Here is an 18,242-nt window from a genome sequence, read left to right on the forward strand (position 1 = left end):
TACGACGATTTAGGACAAAAGCAGAAAGCACTCGATTTTTACAACCAAGCTCTGCTCCTATCTCGCGCTGTGGGCGATCGCACTGGTGAGGCTCGCACACTCAATAACATTGGTGGAGTCTACGACGCTTTAGGAGAAAAGCAAAAAGGACTCGATTTTTACAACCAAGCTCTGCCCTTATGGCGTGTTGTTGGCGATCGCTCTGGTGAAGCTGTTATACTCAATAATATTGGTCTAGTTTACAAGAATTTAGGACAAAAGCAGAAAGCACTCGATTTCTACAATCAAGCTTTGCCTCTGAGCCGGGCTGTGGGCGATCGCTCTGGTGAAGCTGCTACACTCAATAACATTGGTGCAGTTTACGGGAATTTAGGACAAACGCAGAAAGCACTCGATTTCTACAATCAAGCTTTGCCCCTTTTGCGTGCTGTGGGCGATCGCTCTGGTGAAGCTGTTACACTCAATAACATTGGTGCAGTTTACGACGATTTAGGACAAAAGCAGAAAGCACTCGATTTTTACAACCAAGCTCTGCCTCTGAGCCGAGCTGTGGGCGATCGCTCTGTTGAAGCTGTTACCTTGGGTAATATTGGTGTACTCTTCCAAAGTACAAATCGACCAACTGAAGCTATTACTAATTTGCAGCAATCTCTTCAAATAAGCTTAGAAATGCGCCGGGGTTTGCAACGAGAAAATCGCCAAAATTTTTTACAGAGCAACGGTGCAAGTGCAGCTGCTTTAGTGAATGTCCTTATTAATCAAAAGAAATATGCTCAAGCTTTTGAATGGGTTAACCTATTCACCACAGCCGACCTTGCTGATTATACTCGCCTGATTAATGCCAAAGTTGCCAACCCAGAAGCACAGCAGAGCCTTAATGACTGGAGTAAAAAAAATCAACAATTGGAATCTCTGCGACAACAACTGCAAGAAAAGTTTTCTGATGCTTTATCCCAACAAATTCGGCAATTAGAAGTACAAGTTTACTCAGAAGCCGAAAATATGTCTCGCCGTTTTCCTGAAGTAGCAGAACTATTTGAAACTACACCCACAGATATTAAAAACCTGACATCCTCCATCCCCACAGGAACGGTTGTAGTTCAACCCGTCTTGCTGACTAATGTGAGAGATATGCCTAATAGCGTTGCATTTTTCATCTTCACAAAAGACCAATTGAGTGTTATTAAAAAATCTATTGACCCCACTGAATTTAATAAACTTATTGCCGATTACCTAAAACAGGTACAAGACGATAGTGATGCTAGCTACGTTGAAACAGGTGGCAAACTTTATGATATTCTCATTCGTCCCGTCGAAGACAAAATTCAAGCTTTGTCACCCAAACAACTGAGTATTATTGCTACTGGTAAACTGCGCCATTTACCTTTTGAGACTCTTTACGACAGTAAAACCAAGCAATTTCTGATCCAGAAATATCCTGTCAACTATCTCACTCGCATTTCCAATAATTCCCTAAAATCTCCAGGTGTGCAAAATGCCGTACCCCACAAACGACAAGCTGTTTTAGCATTTGGTAATCCAGTACCCAGTGGTCTGCAAACTCTCCCAGGTGCAGAGGCAGAAGTCAGAAAGATTAAAGAAATACTGCCAGACAGTGAAGTTTATATCCATAATGATGCTACCTTGGAAAAGTTTAGATCCCAAGCATTGCGCTTTTCGTTTTTGCATCTAGCAACTCACGGCTGTTTCAAAACTGAAGATTGCAAAACATTGAATTTGAAAAATAATACATTACTATTTGCTGACAAACCCTTAGACATTGCCAATGCTGCTCTTTTAGGGCTACAAAACACACAACTGATTACTCTCAGTGCTTGTCAAACTGCTGTAGATACTAATTTGAATGGCGCAGGAATTGCAGGAGTTGCTTATGTATTTGAGCGGGCTGGTGCTAAAGCAGTGATGGCAAGTTTGTGGGCGGTTGATGATGAAGCAACTCAGCAATTGATGGTTGAATTTTATCAACACCTTAAGCAGGGGATGACGAAAGGGGAAGCTTTACAAAAAGCTAAGTTGAAGCTCATTGCAGACCATCGCCATCCTTTTTATTGGTCGCCATTTGTCTTAATTGGTGATGCACGTTAAAGTAATTCGTAATTAAGCGGTCTTAAAAAATCGAATAATTTCGCGGACATGATCGAGAAATTGCCCGTCGGTGGAAAGTTGCGCGATCGCATTTCTGGCTTCTCTCCCCAAACGCTCATGTTCAGTTTGATTTGTCGCGCGTAATTCTTCTAAGTTAGCTGCAATTCGAGCTAAATCTCTACGAGTCTCTTCAGCAAAGCGTTGTTGAGTTGCAGATAATGAATAGGGTTGTTCTGGATTGAGTTGATCTTCTAATGACTGGATTTTTTGCTCCAATATGGAGAAGCGATCGCGCAGTTCAAAAATATCTTCGCGGGGATACTTCCATTCTTGGCGAATCATCGCTAACCGCGCATATAAATACTCATAAGCCCGAATCGCTGGACGCAGAATTGTTAATAACAAAGCTGCACCAGAACTTATATACCCAACTGTACTAATACCAGTGGCAGCAAGTGTATAAAGACCAATGGTTGAGAATAAGTGTAAAGCAATGGCAACCCAGAGCGATCGCTTTGCCAAAAGTGTGACATACTTCACTTGTTTCTCATCGACTGAAATTCCTTTTTCAGTTGATTGTGCTGCTTCTGCTAAAACTTCTTTGGCTTGAAAATGCACATTCCACGGTACGGTAACAATTACCAACAGCCACCAAAAACTAGCACCACCAATCACCCAGTCAAGAAAGTTACCAGCAGGGATGTGCAACCATTGCAGTAAACCAAAAGCCGCTAGTACCACAACCACAATTCCTGCAATAGAACTGATGAAAAAGTTAATATACATCTTGCCCTGTCCTTGGTTAAACTATCACCTCGATCATGACTGTACCCTAGCATTTATACGTAAATCATTGTGATGGTTTTTCTATTTGCACACACCAGCTTTTCGATGAGATAGCTACGCCAATTACACCTATTTTCAGGTAAGTAGACCACGCAGTAAGGGCACAGCAATGCTGTGCCCCTACGACAGATGTAGTTCAAATACATTAGGACTTACGCACTCAAAACCTGAAACCTCGATCCCCCCTAACCCACGCCAGTCGCTCCACTTGGGGAGACCCCAAGACCGCGCTGGCTCCCCTTAAAAAGGGGGGATCTCAAGAGCCAACTTTTTAAGGGGGTTGGGGGATCTCTTATGCGTAAGTCCTAAGATGAAAACTGCTGTAGGTTGAGTATCTTTGCTACCCTTTTGTGGAAAATAGCAACAAACATGATTGTGATAGTTTTTCTAGTTGCACATACCAGCTATTGGATAAGATAACTGCGCCAAATTGATTGAGTATCTTTACTACGTTTTTCTGGAAGCAGCAATCGCCAAGTTTTACCTTCTTGCTGAATTTGCAGATAAACGTCAAAGGCTTGTTGTGGTTGCGTCAAGCGTCGTTTTGGTAGTTTAACAATCAAGTCGTAGGTTCCCCGAACGCGGAAAGCTGGTAAATTTTCAATCGTTAGGGGTTGTTCCTGGGTAATTGATAGCCGCTTGATTTCAAATCCTTGAAAATCTAGATCCAACTGTTGGCTAAGTTTTTGTTGAGTTTGTTCTAGCTCAAGTGCGATCGCTTTTTGCACTAACTGGCTAGTCGGTAGCAGTCCAATACTGCCACAAGCTGTCACTAGTACCAGCAATATTGCTGTCAAAACTAACCGCACTATGTTATTCACTCTAATCATTCGTCATTAGTTAATAGATACTACTTTGTCAAGCTAGTAATGAAAGGTTTGTAGTAAGGACTTTAGGGCTTAGAAAATAAGGACTAAAGTCCTTACTACGAACTTGCTTACCCATGAATTTAAACTTGACAGACTAATACTAGTAAAGGCACGGTAGAACCGTGCCCTAATTCGCAAAAAGTATTGTTTTGACAGGTTTTTTGCTTTACAGTACTATTAAGACTGGCGTAAAAGTGCAGATAATGAACTATTTTTACGAAGATCCATCAAGTCTGCCAAAGGTTCTGTGCGCGTATCCAAGTGGTGCTTGTGTTCTGCTGGTAGAACTGTCACCAGATGTTTTGTTTTCGGTTGCATCTGCATAAGTGGCATCAGTTGTTGCTGTGGCACAAAAATTGGCTGGTTCTTGGGAAGCTGTGGTTCCAATTTTTGGTAATTGCTCTGTGCCAAGCGTACCTGATGGCGGTTAATCTGTTTTTGGACTTTTTGCGGTTGCTTCATCCACTTGAGCATTCGGAAAATGAGCAAGCAACCACTACCACAACTGAGGGCGATCGCAGCCACCATCCATAAAGGTGTAGGATTACTGTTCTCAGAGGGCGCATTGATTGGTTCTTCAACTATAACTGGGATTTTTTCTGGTTCTTCTTGTGCTATCGGGCCAGCGTTACCTAAGCTATACAGGGCAAAGGCACCACCTGCCATAAACATGGCTAAAAATCCAGTTAACAATAGCCAAGGATGATGTGCAACCAAATATATCAGAACATTCGAGCTTTTTCTTAGTTTCGATTTCCTGTTTGTCAGCTCTGGAGTAGCCCCTTTTAGTTGGGTTGGCTCGCGCTGTACACTCTGACTTTTTTCCATGATTACTTTCAGATTTGTACCCCTCTAGTCAATAAATTGTACTGGAGGAGTCAAGCATCAGGTATCCGTAAAAAAAGTTCAGATTCCAGTAGCTTTTTTGTAAAATATACGCTACCAAATCTGGCTAACTTTTGCCACAATTCTGTATTTCTGATGACTTTTTACCGTAATAATCTGGAATCAGTTGGCTTATTTTCTCCGTTAGCTAGGAGAATGTCTTTCGATCGCCAGTTGAATTAACCGATCAACTAATTCTGGAAAGGAGATTCCACTATGCGCCCAGAGTTGGGGATACATACTCGTTGCAGTAAAGCCTGGTAAGGTATTGATTTCGTTAATCAAAACTTCTTGTGTCGCTTCCACATAGAAAAAATCTACCCTTGCCAACCCCGCAGCGTCAACAGCTGCAAAAGCTTGCAAAGCCATATCCTGAATTTGACGAGCGATCGCATCTGGAATCGGTGCAGGTATCAGTAAATCTGCTCGACCTTCAGTATATTTAGTTTCATAATCATAAAAATCGCTGTCATAAGTAATCTCTCCAATGACAGAGGCTTGGGGTTGATCATTACCTAAAACGGCACACTCGACTTCCCTAGCGACGACACCAGCTTCTACAACTAGTCGGCGGTCATAACTAGCAGCATTATCTAAAGCGGCTTCCAATTCTGAGCGCGATCGCACTTTGGCAATACCCACTGATGAACCCAAATTAGCAGGCTTGACAAAAGCCGGATAACCTAATGCTGCCTCAATTTCATCACACAGTTTCGGAAATACGCAAGGATTAGACCAAACCTGCGCTCTAGTTATCGCCTTGTATTTTACCTGTGCTAGTCCCGCTTGCTCAAAGGCCATTTTCATGGCAATTTTATCCATTCCCATTGCGGAACCTAACACCCCAGAACCAACAAAGGGGACTTGCATCAAAGTGAGTAACCCTTGAATTGTCCCATCTTCACCGTTGGGGCCGTGGAGAATGGGAAACCAAACATCCACTTGGGCAACTTGAGAGGGAGATTGCCACTTACTCAGGGTTTCGGCTTGAGGGTTAGATGTCAGATGTCCAACAGAAGTTGATTGTTCAGATTCCAGTAGCGGACTGCCGGTTACTAAAACCTTTTGGGGTACTTCTCCCGCCAGCCAACGTCCATCTTTTTGGATGTAAAAAGGCAGTATTTCGTACTTATTAGCATTTTGCTCTGCACTCAAGGCTTTAGCGATCGCCCGTGCTGAATTGATCGAAACTTCATGTTCTCCCGAACGACCGCCAAACAGTAACCCCACGCGCAGCTTAGTCATTTTCGGTTCCTCGACACTTCTCAAGCAGATAGCGTATCACAACCTACAAAAGTTGCCATATTTTTCTATATTATTTTATCGAACAGAATAAAGGCGCCAGAATTCAGAATGAATTGTGTACAAGTGGGTGATAGCGGAGCCTCTCGTAGAGAAGAGGTTCCGCCAACGAGTCCGCGAACGTCTGAATATTGGTTAAAACTTACTGATTAATAGGACTTACGCAAAACTACACGCGCTCAGGGGCAATTCATGAATTGCCCCTACCTGAAAATAAGGGTTTTGGCTATTTCCATTGTTCCCTCGTTCCCATGCAGAGCATGGGAATGGCTGATTAGGGGCTGCTGCCTCCAGTTAAATATTGAGTCAGAGACTCAATGAATGCATTCCCATACTGAGTATGGGAACGAGGAAATTAAAAACTCTATTTCTTTATGGGTAGAGTATTCACCAATTCAGAATTCTGACTTCCAGCCGCCAATTAAAACAATCGTGTTGTCAGCTACAGTTATATTCCAGGAAAATGGGCAACAATATTGATAAATAACTAGAAATGCAGCCCTAACTGTAAAAGATGCTGCCGTTTCATGAAACCCCGAATTATTGTTTGTGGCTTAGGACGTACCGGATATAAAACCTTTCGTCTGCTGAGACAGCAGGGAGCCTTCGTTGTTGGTATTCATCATCAATCTATCCCTGGCGAAACAGCACCAGATGTGATTGTTGGCGATTTACAAGCAGCTTCTACCCTAACAGCAGCAGGAATTCAACAGGCACACACTTTAGTAATCGCTGGATCTAAAGATGCCCTGAATTTGTCTATTATGATGCAAGCGCGAGTGCTGAATCCCCAGATTCGGATTATCAACCGTTTTTATAATACAAATTTGGGGGAGCGCCTAGATCAAAGTTTGCCAGACCATTTGAGTATGAGTGTTGTGGGTTTAGCAGCACCCGTATTCACCTTTGCAGCTATGGGAAACCAAGCGATCGGACAAATCAAATTATTTCAGCAAACTTGGCCAATTCACGAAGAATACATTGATGAAAACCACTTCTGGAAGGGTCGAAAGCTGAGTGAATTGTGGTCAGACCGATCGCGGATGCTGATTTATTACTTGCCAGTAAAAGGTGAGATGGATTTGGTGTCAGCTGTAATATCTGGACAAGAGATACAAGTAGGCGATCGCTTAATTGTTGGCACTCAACCCCGCATCCGTTCTCCCCGGAGATCATTAATTAAAAAACTGCTGAAAGTCCTAACTAATCTTAGGCAGTTTCAGCAACACGGGCGAGGGGTAGTAGTGGGTGCGATTGTACTATTGGCGGTTATTGGGATTGCTACACTCACCTATATGTCGGCTGAGTTGAGTGTGTCTCCTGTCGATGCTCTATATTTTTCTGTAGGCATGATTACTGGAGCGGGTGGTAATGACAAAGTAGTAGAAAATGCTCCTAACAGTATTAAGTTATTTACCGTTGTGATGATGCTGGTTGGAGCAGTGGTGATTGGTATTTGGTATGCAATGCTCACCGATTTTGTCTTAGGAAGCCGCTTTAAGCAATTTTGGGATGCAGCCCGAATTCCCCAGCGATCGCACTACATTGTCTGTGGCTTGAGTGGTATTGGGGTGAGAATTGTCCAGCAACTCCACACCAGTGGATATGAAGTTGTAGTAGTTGAACCCGACTCCAACAACAAATATATCAACACCGCCCGCGAACTAGGTATTCCCGTAATTCAGGGCGATGCCAGCTTCCGCACAATACTCAAAGCCAGCAATATCGACTCTGCCGCCGCAGTGCTTGCTGTTACTAGCAATGATGCTACCAATCTGGAAATTGCCCTCAAAGCCAAAGGCTTGACACCCAGCATTCCGGTGATTGTTCATTATGCCGATCCCGATTTTGCTGGCATAGCGCAACAGCTATTTGGCTTCGAGGCCGTACTAAGTTCGGCTGAACTAGCAGCCCCAGCTTTTGCTGCTGCTGCACTGGGGGGACGCATCCTTGGCAATGGCATCGCAGCAGATAGTCTTTGGGTGGCTTTTGCGACTGTGATTACACCTTCACATGGCTTTTGTGGTAAATGGGTGAAAGATGTAGCCATGTCTGCTGAATCTGTACCTTTGTACTTAGAAACAAACCACCAAACCCTTCAAGGCTGGGATTTGCTTGAAACTAACCTCAGTGCTGGAGATGTTTTATATATGACTATGCCAGCGACGCGGCTATATCAATTGTGGCGGGACGAGCGAGTTTGCGAATCACACGCTTAATGCGATCGCAGCGCCAACCTCTTTTTTGCGAGATGATGTTTTAGAACAAGTTTTTAGAGATTGTCTCGTTCCCAGTCAGAGACTGGGAATGCCTATGAGGGGGCTGCTGCCTCTTGACTTGCGGCAGAGCCGCAATGAGGTGCATTTCCAGCCTCTGGCTGGAAACGAGACTCTTATTTATTAATTTTTAACTACTCGTTCTTGGTATTCCTGCTCAGTGATCATATCGAGAGTGTTCTCTAGGCGATCTACAAATACGATCCCGTCGAGATGATCATATTCGTGTTGAAAAATCCGAGCGATAAAATCGGTTAATTCTTGCTTTTGTAAATTGCCTTGACAGTCAGTGTATTCCACTTCAATAGCTTTATACCGAGGAACTAACCCCCGAATTCCTGGAACACTTAAACAACCTTCCCAATCTTTGACAACTTCAGTTGAATGAGCAATGATTTTGGGATTAATCATGGCAGTAGGTTCCATTTCCGGGGCGTTGGGATACCGGGCATTAGGACGGGAAGCGACAATAAACAAACGATAGGATTGTGCTACTTGAGGCGCAGCAATTCCCACGCCGTTAGCCTTGGCAACAGTGGCGATTAAGTCTTCAATTAGTTTTTGGATATGCTCATCTTGAATATTCTCAACCCAAGCAGCTTTTTGGCGCAATGTTGGATTGCCTAATTGAATGATTGGCGCTAATTCAGTCATGATAAAACTCTTTTAGGTAATGGGGCATTGGGCATTGGGCATTGGGCATTGGGCATTGGGGAGTATATCAGTTGTTTTTCAAATGACTAATGACTAACTTTATCCTTCACGTCTCACGGGTAAAGCAGCAGGTTGGATATCTACTTGGACAATTTGACCATTGCGTTCCACTTCTATTGGTAACTTAGTACCGATTTTGCTGTTTTCTACTAGCTTTTGTACTTCTTCAATTTTAGTAACAGGCTGGCTATTAATGCTTTTAATCACATCACCAACTCGTAGTCCAGCCACAGATGCAGGCGATCGCGGCACAATCTCAACCAGCAAAACGCCGTCATCTGCTGTAATATTTAAGCGATCGCCAGCAATATTTTTTATTCTTTCTTTATTTTCTGGTGTCAATGTCACCATCTGAACACCCAAATAAGGATGATCGACTTTGCCTTTAGCAATTAATTCTTGGGCAATTTTTTGCACAGTATTGATGGGGATAGCAAATCCCAAACCTTGAGCGCCTTGAATAATAGCTGTGTTCATCGCAATTACCTGGCCACGAGCATTTAGCAATGGGCCACCGGAATTACCAGGGTTAATCGCAGCATCCGTTTGGATGTAATCAACCCGCTTATCACTAGCACCAATGTCGCTACTAGAACGACCTGTAGCACTAATAATCCCAGAAGTAACGGTATTATTCAAGCCTAATGGATTACCGATGGCAATTACAGCCTCTCCTGGTTGCAAAGCATCGGAGTTACCCACAGATAGAGTTGGCAGATTATTAGCGTCAATTTTAACCGCAGCCACATCAGTTACCGGATCTTCACCCAAAACTTTACCGTCAAAAGTCCGGCCATCTTTGAGTGTGACAGTCACTCTATCAGCACCATCTACTACATGGGAATTCGTCACAATTTGACCTGAGGAATTAATGATAAATCCAGAACCACTACCCCGCTCTACTCGTTGTCTAGGCTGTGGCGCACTCTCCCCAAAAAACCGCCGGAGTAATGGATCGTTAAATTCGTCTGGTACGCGAGAAGTGATTGTTCGGGAAGAATCAATGCGAACTACCGCAGGCCCCACCTGTTGCACTACTTTGACGATAAAATTAACATCTCCAGATGACGAGATAATTGGCGGGGGGACAATTACCGGATTGGGTTCTATTGTCTTTTGGGCTTGAGTCTCCCTTGGCTGAGTCTCGCTTGGCTGAGTCTCAAAGGTCTTGGCTGGTAGAAGAGAACAGCTCCCCAAGAACACCACTGCTACCCCATATGAGAGCATCCCCAGAATATTATCTGCCCCACAGATGGGGGGCAAACGCCTGGTATCAATATTTTTGGGCGCTGAGTGATGGTTTGTTGTCTTCATGTGTCGTTGCTTCTCCGTGTCAGTCAGTGGATGTTAGGATCTTGCCTATCGGGTATGTCCCAAAATGATTACAACTTAAAAGCTTATTCTAGGTCGAGCGTGTCTCAATGCTAAATTGGTGCTTTCTCTTCTATTGTGACGATTAGCAGCAAAGGTGGTGGATAATGGAAATTCCCATAGAAAGTCTGTGGAGTCAGGTACTAGAGCGCCTACAGCTTGAACTATCCCGACCCACCTTTGAAACTTGGATCAAAACTGCTAGTGCGGAGCGATTAGAAAATAATTGCTTAGTGATCCGCACTCCTAACCCATTTGCTCGTAATTGGTTACAGAAGTATTACATCAATACCATTGCTCATGTAGTACAAGATATTCTCGGTCATCCCGTAGGAATTTACATTACCGTTGCTCAAGGTGATGAAGTTTCTCATTTTAGTGAACGAGAGGTTTCTTGGGAATCACCAAATATTAGCAGTATTCCCGAAACTGTTCCTAATCATAATCAAAAAACTACTGAATTAAACTCTAAATATGTCTTTTCCCGATTTGTAGTTGGTGCCAACAATCGTATGGCTCACGCTGCTTCTTTGGCAGTTGCAGAATCTCCAGGTAAGGAGTTTAATCCTTTATTTTTATGCGGTGGCGTAGGTTTAGGTAAAACTCATCTGATGCAGGCTATTGGTCATTATCGCTGGGAAATTTGTCCTGATTGTAAAATATTTTATGTTTCGACTGAGCAGTTTACTAATGATTTAATTACAGCGATTCGTAAGGATAGTATGCAAAGTTTTCGAGAGCATTACCGGGCTGCTGATGTTTTATTAGTTGATGATATTCAGTTTCTTGAAGGGAAGGAATACACCCAAGAAGAATTTTTTTATACTTTTAATACTTTACATGAAGCTGGTAAACAAGTTGTCATTGCTTCCGACCGTCCTCCTAACCAGATTCCGAGCTTACAAGAACGTCTTTGTTCTCGGTTTTCTATGGGGTTAATCGCAGATATCCAAAAGCCAGATTTAGAAACTAGAATGGCAATTTTGCAGAAAAAAGCTGAGGATGAAAATATTCGTCTTCCCCGCGACGTGATTGAGTATATTGCTTCTAACTATACTTCTAATATTAGAGAATTAGAAGGAGCTTTAATTCGCGCAGTGGCTTATATTTCCATTTGGGGCTTACCGATGACGGTGGAAAATATCACACCGGTTTTAGAACCGCCTAACGAAAAAATGGCAGCTACCCCAGAAGCAATTTTAAAGGTTGTAGCTGGTAATTTTGATGTTTCAATAGATGACCTCAAAAGTAACTCACGACGAAGAGAGATTAGCTGGGCGCGTCAAATAGGAATGTATCTAATGCGCCAACACACGGCTTTGAGTTTGCCGAGAATTGGAGAGGAGTTTGGTGGTAAAGATCATACAACGGTGATCTACAGTTGCGATAAAATTACTCAACTCCAGGAGAGCGATCGCACCTTAGCGCAAACACTACGCCAACTGAGCGATCGCATCAATATGACTAGCCGTTCCCAAAAATCATCCTGAAGATGTATTTTAAGTTTTCCACAACCAGCACCCTGATCATTAGCCTTAACGGCTGAATAATTAGTCGAGAATATTAATTAACGTCTAAAAATTGATTAAATTTAACTTAGATTGTGGAAAAAATCTGACTTTTTGGGGAAAAAACTGTGGAAAACTTCAGATTTTTCTCGTGAAGCTCAATTAAGTATAATTACCTTGTGGAAAAATACCTGAGTTTTTCCACAAGTTTTCCACAGGTAGTTAACTGCTAAACTATCTGATAGCTTTACAGAATAATTTACACTTCAGTTGATAGCGATGCCTGCGGCGGTAAACTACGCCACTAGACAAACTGTATAATCTGCCTCAAAAATATGCCTTTTAATTCAAGGTAGGGTGAAATGAGCGATGTCCAAAGACAAGCCGCTTTGTGTCTACGCATGATTGGTGCGATCGCAGATAAATTTATTAATCAGCAATAATACCTATAAGAATTTTTACCAGCACCAATAAATCTTCTGGAACTTGATAGCGTTTCTGGTCTTGAGTCACCTGACGATTTGCGCGATGGTAAACTCCAAAACGCCAGTCTTCACCAGTCGTAACGGCTCCATATAGAAGCTCAGATGTAGATTTAGTCCATTGATCAAGTGCGATTAATTCGATCGCAAGTTGAGTAAATCCCCTAACTAAATCTGATTGTTTTGCTTCGATTACCAATAAATTTTGAGGTGCTGCAATATAGTAGTCGAGAGTCCCTTTCAGATAGTCATTGACAGCAATAGAATATTCTATATTGAGTCGCTGATTAGTTAAATCGCATACCTCAAATAAAATTGGGCTAATTAAAGCTTCCCGTCTGGCAGTTTCATTAACTAAATCGATGTGAGATAAATTACGCTGAAGCTGCTGCTGTAAAAACTGGAGGTCTAAAATTTTTGAAGATTCAGGTAGTGTGAGATTTTTCCTTTCAAAAGTGCAATTTAATTCGGCTAAAATATCATCAATAGTGAAGGGTAATTCAAAATATCGGCTGAAAGTATAAGATTCACCAGCTTTCAGAATGCGGCGGTAATTCATAAAATTTCAGTAGTGCAGGTTGAAATTTTTTCAACTTGTTTCGGAGCTTTTATTTCAGTGAATAGTTGAATCGCTCGATTAAAATTCATTTGACTTTCATCAGGTTTTGCCATCTTTTGATAAGTTAAACTCAATTGAAAATAAGCTTCAGCCAGATCACATTTTGCACCTATTTTATCCAAAAGTTCGATTGCTTCTGTATGATCAGCCAGGGCTAATGTAAAATCTGCTTGTTGTCTATGGATTTCTGCTAAACCATTCAGTGTTTTTGCTTTTACCTGCATATAGTGACTTTCTTCAGCAAAGGTCAAAGCTTGGTCTAATATTTGATTTGCCTGGTAAAAATCTCCTAAATTGACATAGGTTTGACCCAAAATTTGCATGAAATAGACAAATCTTCCAGTCTGTTTCACCAGTTTTTCGTTCTTAATATTTTGATAAGCTACATCTGCTAATGCATAGGATGCATCACGCAAACCTAAATAAGAATATACCAAAGCTAAACAGACTGAAGCTTTCTCTGCCCAGCGATGATGCTCGGTATTTTGAGCCAGATAAATTACTTGTTGAAATAACTTTGCGGCTGCCTTTAGTTCCCACAAATCTATTTTGTAAAGACCAATACTTAATAAAGAATCTACCTCTAACATCCTCAGATAGTAAACTGGATGTTTATTCTCTGGCTGAGGTACAAGTGATTTGAGTGCTTGGGTTGTCAGAGTAATAGTCTTTTCCTGACAGGCGATCGCTTGACTAATTTTACCTGTTATCCAATATAAATCACCCAATATATTATAAAGTTCGCTGAGATTTTGGTCATTTTCCAGATTGTTAACAACTTGATTAATTGCTGCAAGTATCGGTTGAATTAAACCCATCCGATACAACGTACTACCAAGAGGCAAAAACTGCTGCCATTGATTATTTCGGCTTTTTAAAATGACCTTTCCAGCCAACTCAAACTCATGAATTTCTATATAATGATAATATGCTTCTAGAGCTTGCAAAGCATCTTTAAATGTTTCAATTTGTTTAACACTGGTTGTCCAAAATTCTGCGGCTTTGTGGTTGGTGAATTTCCATTCATCGCTGGGGCGTAAACGCGCGATCGCCTCTGCACGAATCACCGGATGCAGCCAATATTCACCTTTATCGCACTCCACCAAAGACCGATTTCTCAGGGAGGCGATGATTTGGCGATGTTGGTCAGGTGGGACATCCCACAGCAAACAAAACAACCCTTGAGATGAGATAGTGGGTATATCTTGGTAACGATAACATCCTAAACGGCAAAGCAGGCGATAAGCTTGGGGGTCGAGGGTTTGCAGACGATTGATTTGACTAACCGCTAAATTTTTTAAGTCGGTTGCTGCTAGCGGATCGGCATGATTTTCTTGCCAATAAAGAGCCATGTCACCGTCAAAATCTTCCTGAATGGAACCACAAAGAATTCCCATTGCTTTAGCATTACCGCCATAAGTCCGATGCATGATTTGCAAAGTTGACGAGTTGATAGTTAACCCACGGTTGCTAAAAAACTGTTGCCATGCGCTTTGATCCAAACCAGGAAGCCGATAGTGATTCACATTTAGCCCAGGTTCACAAAGGCGATCGCGACTGGTAATTAGGGTAACAGACTGCACCCTAGCATCAGCCAAAACCCGCAATAGTTCTACATAGTTGCGGTGAGAAGCAATCAACCCACCTTGTTGATCCAACGCAGGTTCGAGATTGTCAATTAACACCCCAATCCGCCGATTGTGGAGTTGGCGCTTGAGTCTTCCCAATGTAACCCCAAATTCTACCCCAGGTTCTTGATCAAAGTCTTGTTTGAGCCATTCCTCTACTACTCGTTCGGCGGGGGTGATATTCTGCGTTTCCTTCGCCATCAGCAGTTCTAAAACCAAGTCAAACCCCTGAGTTTGAAGATATTGCTGCGCTAGAGTGGTTTTGCCTAAGCCTCCCTCACCTTGGATAACAATCACTTTCGATCCCTGATTTACCAAAGTATTCAGGTGAGCGATCGCTTCTGTTCGTCCAATAAAATTGGTATCCTCTAATTTTGGGGTGGGGTGGGGCGATCGCGAGTAATCAATCAAACTGGCTATCGCAGTAGTTTTTTTCAAAACTCGCTCCAAAGCAGCGCGACAATTACTTTTGGTAATCTTTTCTCGCAATACTTTAGAAAGCAGCTTCCATAAATGAGAGCCAGCATCCTTGGCGTGTCCTTCCGTACAACCGTAAGAATGAGCGATATCTAAGTATTTTCTACCCAACCAAACTTGCACAAGAATCACTTTTTGCAAATCGCTCAACCGTTCCCCAGTCTGAGGGGGAATTATGGCGTCTAACCATGCTAATGCTGCTTCAGCGTCCATTGTGTAACGACGAGGGTAATTCGGATTTTAGGGACAACTATAAATTACTTTACAGTTATATTGCTGGAGTTTTCGGATAAGATTTTGTAAACCCGACTTTTTTCCCGACTTTTCCGACATTGGCTGGAAGCCTCTAGCGAAACTCATCTAAGTGTCAACGTGCCAAAATGGGAAAGAAGTTGCACAATTGGTGTTGAAAAACCTACAAATTGTTCTGCATATAAACTAGATTCTTTAGTTTGGGAAAGTTTGAGCGTAAAATGTCAGAACTAACTGAAGGACTGAAACGAATTCATACATGGTTTACCAAAAATAGACCTGAGCGAATTTCTTGTCTAGCTCCAGGACTTTCGCGTGAAGATATTGAACAAAGTACTAGATTTCTGCCATTTAAATTACCTGAAGAGGTTTACGAACTGTATCAATGGCGTAATGGTTCATCAGGATATAATTTCTTATTTGAAAATTATGAATTCATGTCTTTGAATGCAGCTGTAAGTGCTTACCGCGAGCAAATGGGTGAAATTCGCTATCACGAGCGAGAAGAAGCATACTGGTTTGAACATAGTTTCCCTATTTTCCAGCTTTGGTGTAACGGCGGTGTTTTGTATACAGTTGTGCCTAATGTACAGAGAAATAGCATCATACGCATATACGACTCAGAATGTAATGACTATTCACTGCGTTACCACAATTTGACTAACCTAATTTTGCATGGAGCAGATTGGTATGAAGCAGCTTACTTTGTGGAGAAGGAAAATGCTTGGGATATTATAAATGAAGAAATGAACTGTTTGCTTGATGTCAAATATATGGCAAGAGATTATCTCGCAAATTCAATTACCCGAAAAGGAGCAGCAGTTTCAAGAATATGCGAGGAAATATATCAGCGTTATATTAATGGCGATATTTCATCAACCAACGCATAAAGTCTTTGAGATAAATTTAATCCTCGGCGATCGCATTTGTGATTTCGGCGATCGCGTTTGTTATGCTCCTTCTGGTCGTCAAAAGGAAGGTACAGAGATAAATTCCTTCTGTCCTCTGCCTTTCTTGATAAAATAAAACTCATTAGGTCACTTCAGCACCATCATTACTTATGGTGAAATCAGACTCCCGTCAATTGCCTAGTAGTGCTGAACTTCCTTGTTCAGACGATACCCCTGTGGATAACGAAGACCAAAACTTTATTCCTAACCTGCTTCTATTCTTGCTGCAATATATTTGGGCAAACCGTAATGACTGGTTTTTCAGCGTGGATATGGGCGTTTACCATACCACAGGGGTTAGCCCACTTGTGCCGATTGTACCAGACGGATTTTTGAGCTTAGGTGTAGAACGCCGCAAGGCAGATAAATCTCGTACAAGCTATGTTGTTTGGGAAGAAAACAACATAGTGCCTATCTTGGCTTTAGAAATTGTTTCCTTAACTCCGGGTGGAGAATACGACAAAAAATTAGACACTTATGCCAAGTTAGGGGTACTGTACTACATTATTTACAATCCAGAGTATTGGCAAAGAGACCGTCACCAACCTTTTGAAGTTTATCGCTTAGTAGATGGTAGCTATCAATTGCAAATTGGTGAACCCTTTTGGATGTCAGAAATTGGTTTGGGAATCGGGCGATCGCAATACATATCTGGTAATATCCAGCGTCAGGTTTTGTATTGGTATGACCAAAAAGGAAATCGCTATCAAACTCCAGAAGAACAGCTTGAATTGGCGCAAAAACAACTTGAGCGTTATCGTCAACAATTTGGAGATTTACCAGAATAAGGCAAGTATTAGTTTTAAGGTAGCGCCTTCTCTGCTTCTAGCAAAAATAGAATTGTACTTGCCGTCATGTGAAGCTGGTAAGCAGCAAAGTATTGCGGAACAGTAAGCGGCTGAGAACCTTGACCATGACCTGCATTTTTATTTCTCATAGTAGGAACTCCACTTTCAAGATTTGACTTTAGTGAAGTGAATTGGTTTTGTAAGTAAGTAGGAATCAGATTATTTTGAAAGCAAAGATTAATCAGATTTTTCGCCGTATCTCCAGGTTGATAAGTCCAACCTTGAATATCACAAATAGTTTTCATAGTACTCTCGAAAGCTTTAAGGCATTCAACAAGGCATTCCTTATATCGTTCGTGCCGATAATGTTCGTGTGCTTTCAAAAATTCCTCATTTGCTCCTTTAAATCGTGTATCACTTAGCAAAAGCAAAACTGGCTTAACTGCCTCAGCGTGGATGATCTGAGAATCAACTCTGATAATTTCGCCTGACTCATACTGATAGCCTACACCGTGTTCCCTAAACCTGAAGTTTAATTCTTCAATTGCTGCATCAGGTGTAATTTTTGGCTTACACAAGTATTTGATATTATTTTGTCTGTAAAATGTGTCTATCAATCTGAAGCTCAATTCTACAACATCAAGAATCTGATTGGTGTTATTGCACTTTATCAGAAAATTAATTACGTCGCCAATGTAATTTTCGTAGTCCAAAAATTGTTTTTCTATTAGAGAGAATTTACCATATTCACGGCATAAGGTATCGTGAATAAATTGAAAGCTCTCTATAGTTGTCTGATTTCCATGATCGCCTAAAGCATCATTCATAATATGAACAATCTGTACGCGAAGTGTACTAGGGATATTTTCATACTGATAAACATCAGGAGGTTCTCCCATAAATCTTTTTTGGCGTTTTGAGTATATATCAAAAACATTCATACTTAAAAACACGATACATAATACTTTTATACTACAAATAAATAACTATAGTGTCTATTGTGTATTAACACACACTATAGTTCTGTCAGATTAACCCTAACTAAGTAAGAACAAAGCCAGCATAACTCACAATTTTAATTTTTAAGAGTAAAAACTTGTACATCCTATAACCGACTTTTTCCCCGACTTTTCCAACTGCATCAGATAAAACTGCCGACTTCAGCCGAC

At 41.7% G+C, this 18,242-nt stretch carries 15 protein-coding genes; 6 read left to right on the forward strand and 9 right to left on the reverse strand.

The window, feature by feature from the left end:
* On the forward strand, window positions 1–2,106 hold a 2,106-nt coding region (locus HWQ41_RS22560; protein ID WP_292767791.1), incomplete at its 5' end, for a CHAT domain-containing protein.
* A gap of 12 nt (window positions 2,107–2,118) precedes the next feature.
* Here HWQ41_RS22560 and HWQ41_RS22565 read toward each other — a convergent pair.
* The 4 genes from HWQ41_RS22565 to HWQ41_RS22580 all read right to left on the reverse strand — a co-directional run bounded on the left by HWQ41_RS22565 (window position 2,119) and on the right by HWQ41_RS22580 (window position 5,951).
* Window positions 2,119–2,892, reverse strand: a complete 774-nt coding sequence (locus tag HWQ41_RS22565; RefSeq protein ID WP_292767793.1) for a hypothetical protein — start codon at window positions 2,890–2,892, stop codon at window positions 2,119–2,121.
* A gap of 464 nt (window positions 2,893–3,356) precedes the next feature.
* Complete coding sequence (locus HWQ41_RS22570) at window positions 3,357–3,764, reverse strand: hypothetical protein (RefSeq protein ID WP_292767863.1); 408 nt, start codon at window positions 3,762–3,764, stop codon at window positions 3,357–3,359.
* 234 nt (window positions 3,765–3,998) lie between these two features.
* The gene (locus tag HWQ41_RS22575) at window positions 3,999–4,649 is read right to left on the reverse strand and encodes a hypothetical protein (protein WP_292767795.1); all 651 of its coding nucleotides are present in this window, start codon (window positions 4,647–4,649) and stop codon (window positions 3,999–4,001) included.
* Window positions 4,650–4,850: 201 nt separating this feature from the next.
* Complete coding sequence (locus HWQ41_RS22580) at window positions 4,851–5,951, reverse strand: D-alanine--D-alanine ligase family protein (protein WP_292767796.1); 1,101 nt, start codon at window positions 5,949–5,951, stop codon at window positions 4,851–4,853.
* 584 nt (window positions 5,952–6,535) lie between these two features.
* Between HWQ41_RS22580 and HWQ41_RS22585 the strand changes: the two genes are divergently transcribed.
* Entirely contained in the window at window positions 6,536–8,227 is a 1,692-nt protein-coding gene (locus HWQ41_RS22585; protein WP_292767799.1) for an NAD-binding protein, read from the forward strand.
* Between the two features lie 180 nt (window positions 8,228–8,407).
* Here the strand turns inward: HWQ41_RS22585 and def are convergent, their stop codons facing one another.
* Entirely contained in the window at window positions 8,408–8,938 is a 531-nt protein-coding gene (gene def / locus HWQ41_RS22590) for a peptide deformylase (RefSeq protein WP_292767801.1), read from the reverse strand.
* 99 nt (window positions 8,939–9,037) lie between these two features.
* Complete coding sequence (locus HWQ41_RS22595; protein ID WP_292767803.1) at window positions 9,038–10,312, reverse strand: HhoA/HhoB/HtrA family serine endopeptidase; 1,275 nt, start codon at window positions 10,310–10,312, stop codon at window positions 9,038–9,040.
* 164 nt (window positions 10,313–10,476) lie between these two features.
* Here HWQ41_RS22595 and dnaA point away from each other — a divergent pair, with 164 nt between their 5' ends.
* Window positions 10,477–11,859: a chromosomal replication initiator protein DnaA gene (gene dnaA / locus HWQ41_RS22600; RefSeq protein WP_292767806.1), complete on the forward strand. Its 1,383-nt coding sequence runs from the start codon at window positions 10,477–10,479 to the stop codon at window positions 11,857–11,859.
* Between the two features lie 447 nt (window positions 11,860–12,306).
* Here dnaA and HWQ41_RS22605 read toward each other — a convergent pair whose 3' ends face one another.
* Both HWQ41_RS22605 and HWQ41_RS22610 read right to left on the reverse strand, forming a co-directional pair.
* The gene (locus tag HWQ41_RS22605) at window positions 12,307–12,918 is read right to left on the reverse strand and encodes a hypothetical protein (protein ID WP_292767808.1); all 612 of its coding nucleotides are present in this window, start codon (window positions 12,916–12,918) and stop codon (window positions 12,307–12,309) included.
* Window positions 12,915–15,296 carry a tetratricopeptide repeat protein gene (locus HWQ41_RS22610; RefSeq protein WP_292767811.1) on the reverse strand — a complete coding sequence of 794 codons (2,382 nt, stop codon included), beginning with the start codon at window positions 15,294–15,296 and terminating at the stop codon, window positions 12,915–12,917. Before HWQ41_RS22610 ends, HWQ41_RS22605 begins: the two co-directional genes overlap by 4 nt.
* 260 nt (window positions 15,297–15,556) lie before the next feature.
* Here HWQ41_RS22610 and HWQ41_RS22615 point away from each other — a divergent pair, with 260 nt between their 5' ends.
* Genes HWQ41_RS22615 through HWQ41_RS22625 form a run of 3 tightly spaced genes read left to right on the forward strand, consistent with a single transcriptional unit; the run spans window position 15,557 to window position 17,073 of the window.
* Complete coding sequence (locus HWQ41_RS22615; protein ID WP_292767814.1) at window positions 15,557–16,225, forward strand: SMI1/KNR4 family protein; 669 nt, start codon at window positions 15,557–15,559, stop codon at window positions 16,223–16,225.
* Entirely contained in the window at window positions 16,197–16,361 is a 165-nt protein-coding gene (locus tag HWQ41_RS22620; protein ID WP_292767817.1) for a hypothetical protein, read from the forward strand. Before HWQ41_RS22615 ends, HWQ41_RS22620 begins: the two co-directional genes overlap by 29 nt.
* 34 nt (window positions 16,362–16,395) lie before the next feature.
* Window positions 16,396–17,073 carry a Uma2 family endonuclease gene (locus tag HWQ41_RS22625; RefSeq protein WP_292767821.1) on the forward strand — a complete coding sequence of 226 codons (678 nt, stop codon included), beginning with the start codon at window positions 16,396–16,398 and terminating at the stop codon, window positions 17,071–17,073.
* Between the two features lie 14 nt (window positions 17,074–17,087).
* On the opposite strand, the gene HWQ41_RS22630 is transcribed toward HWQ41_RS22625, so the two are convergent.
* Window positions 17,088–18,014, reverse strand: coding sequence for an STM4504/CBY_0614 family protein (locus HWQ41_RS22630; RefSeq protein WP_292767824.1), 927 nt, complete (start codon window positions 18,012–18,014; stop codon window positions 17,088–17,090).
* Between the last annotated feature and the right edge of the window lie 228 nt (window positions 18,015–18,242).

It is taken from the genome of Nostoc sp. NOS(2021), assembly GCF_017115025.1.
In the GTDB taxonomy this organism is placed as follows: Bacteria; Cyanobacteriota; Cyanobacteriia; order Cyanobacteriales; family Nostocaceae; genus Nostoc.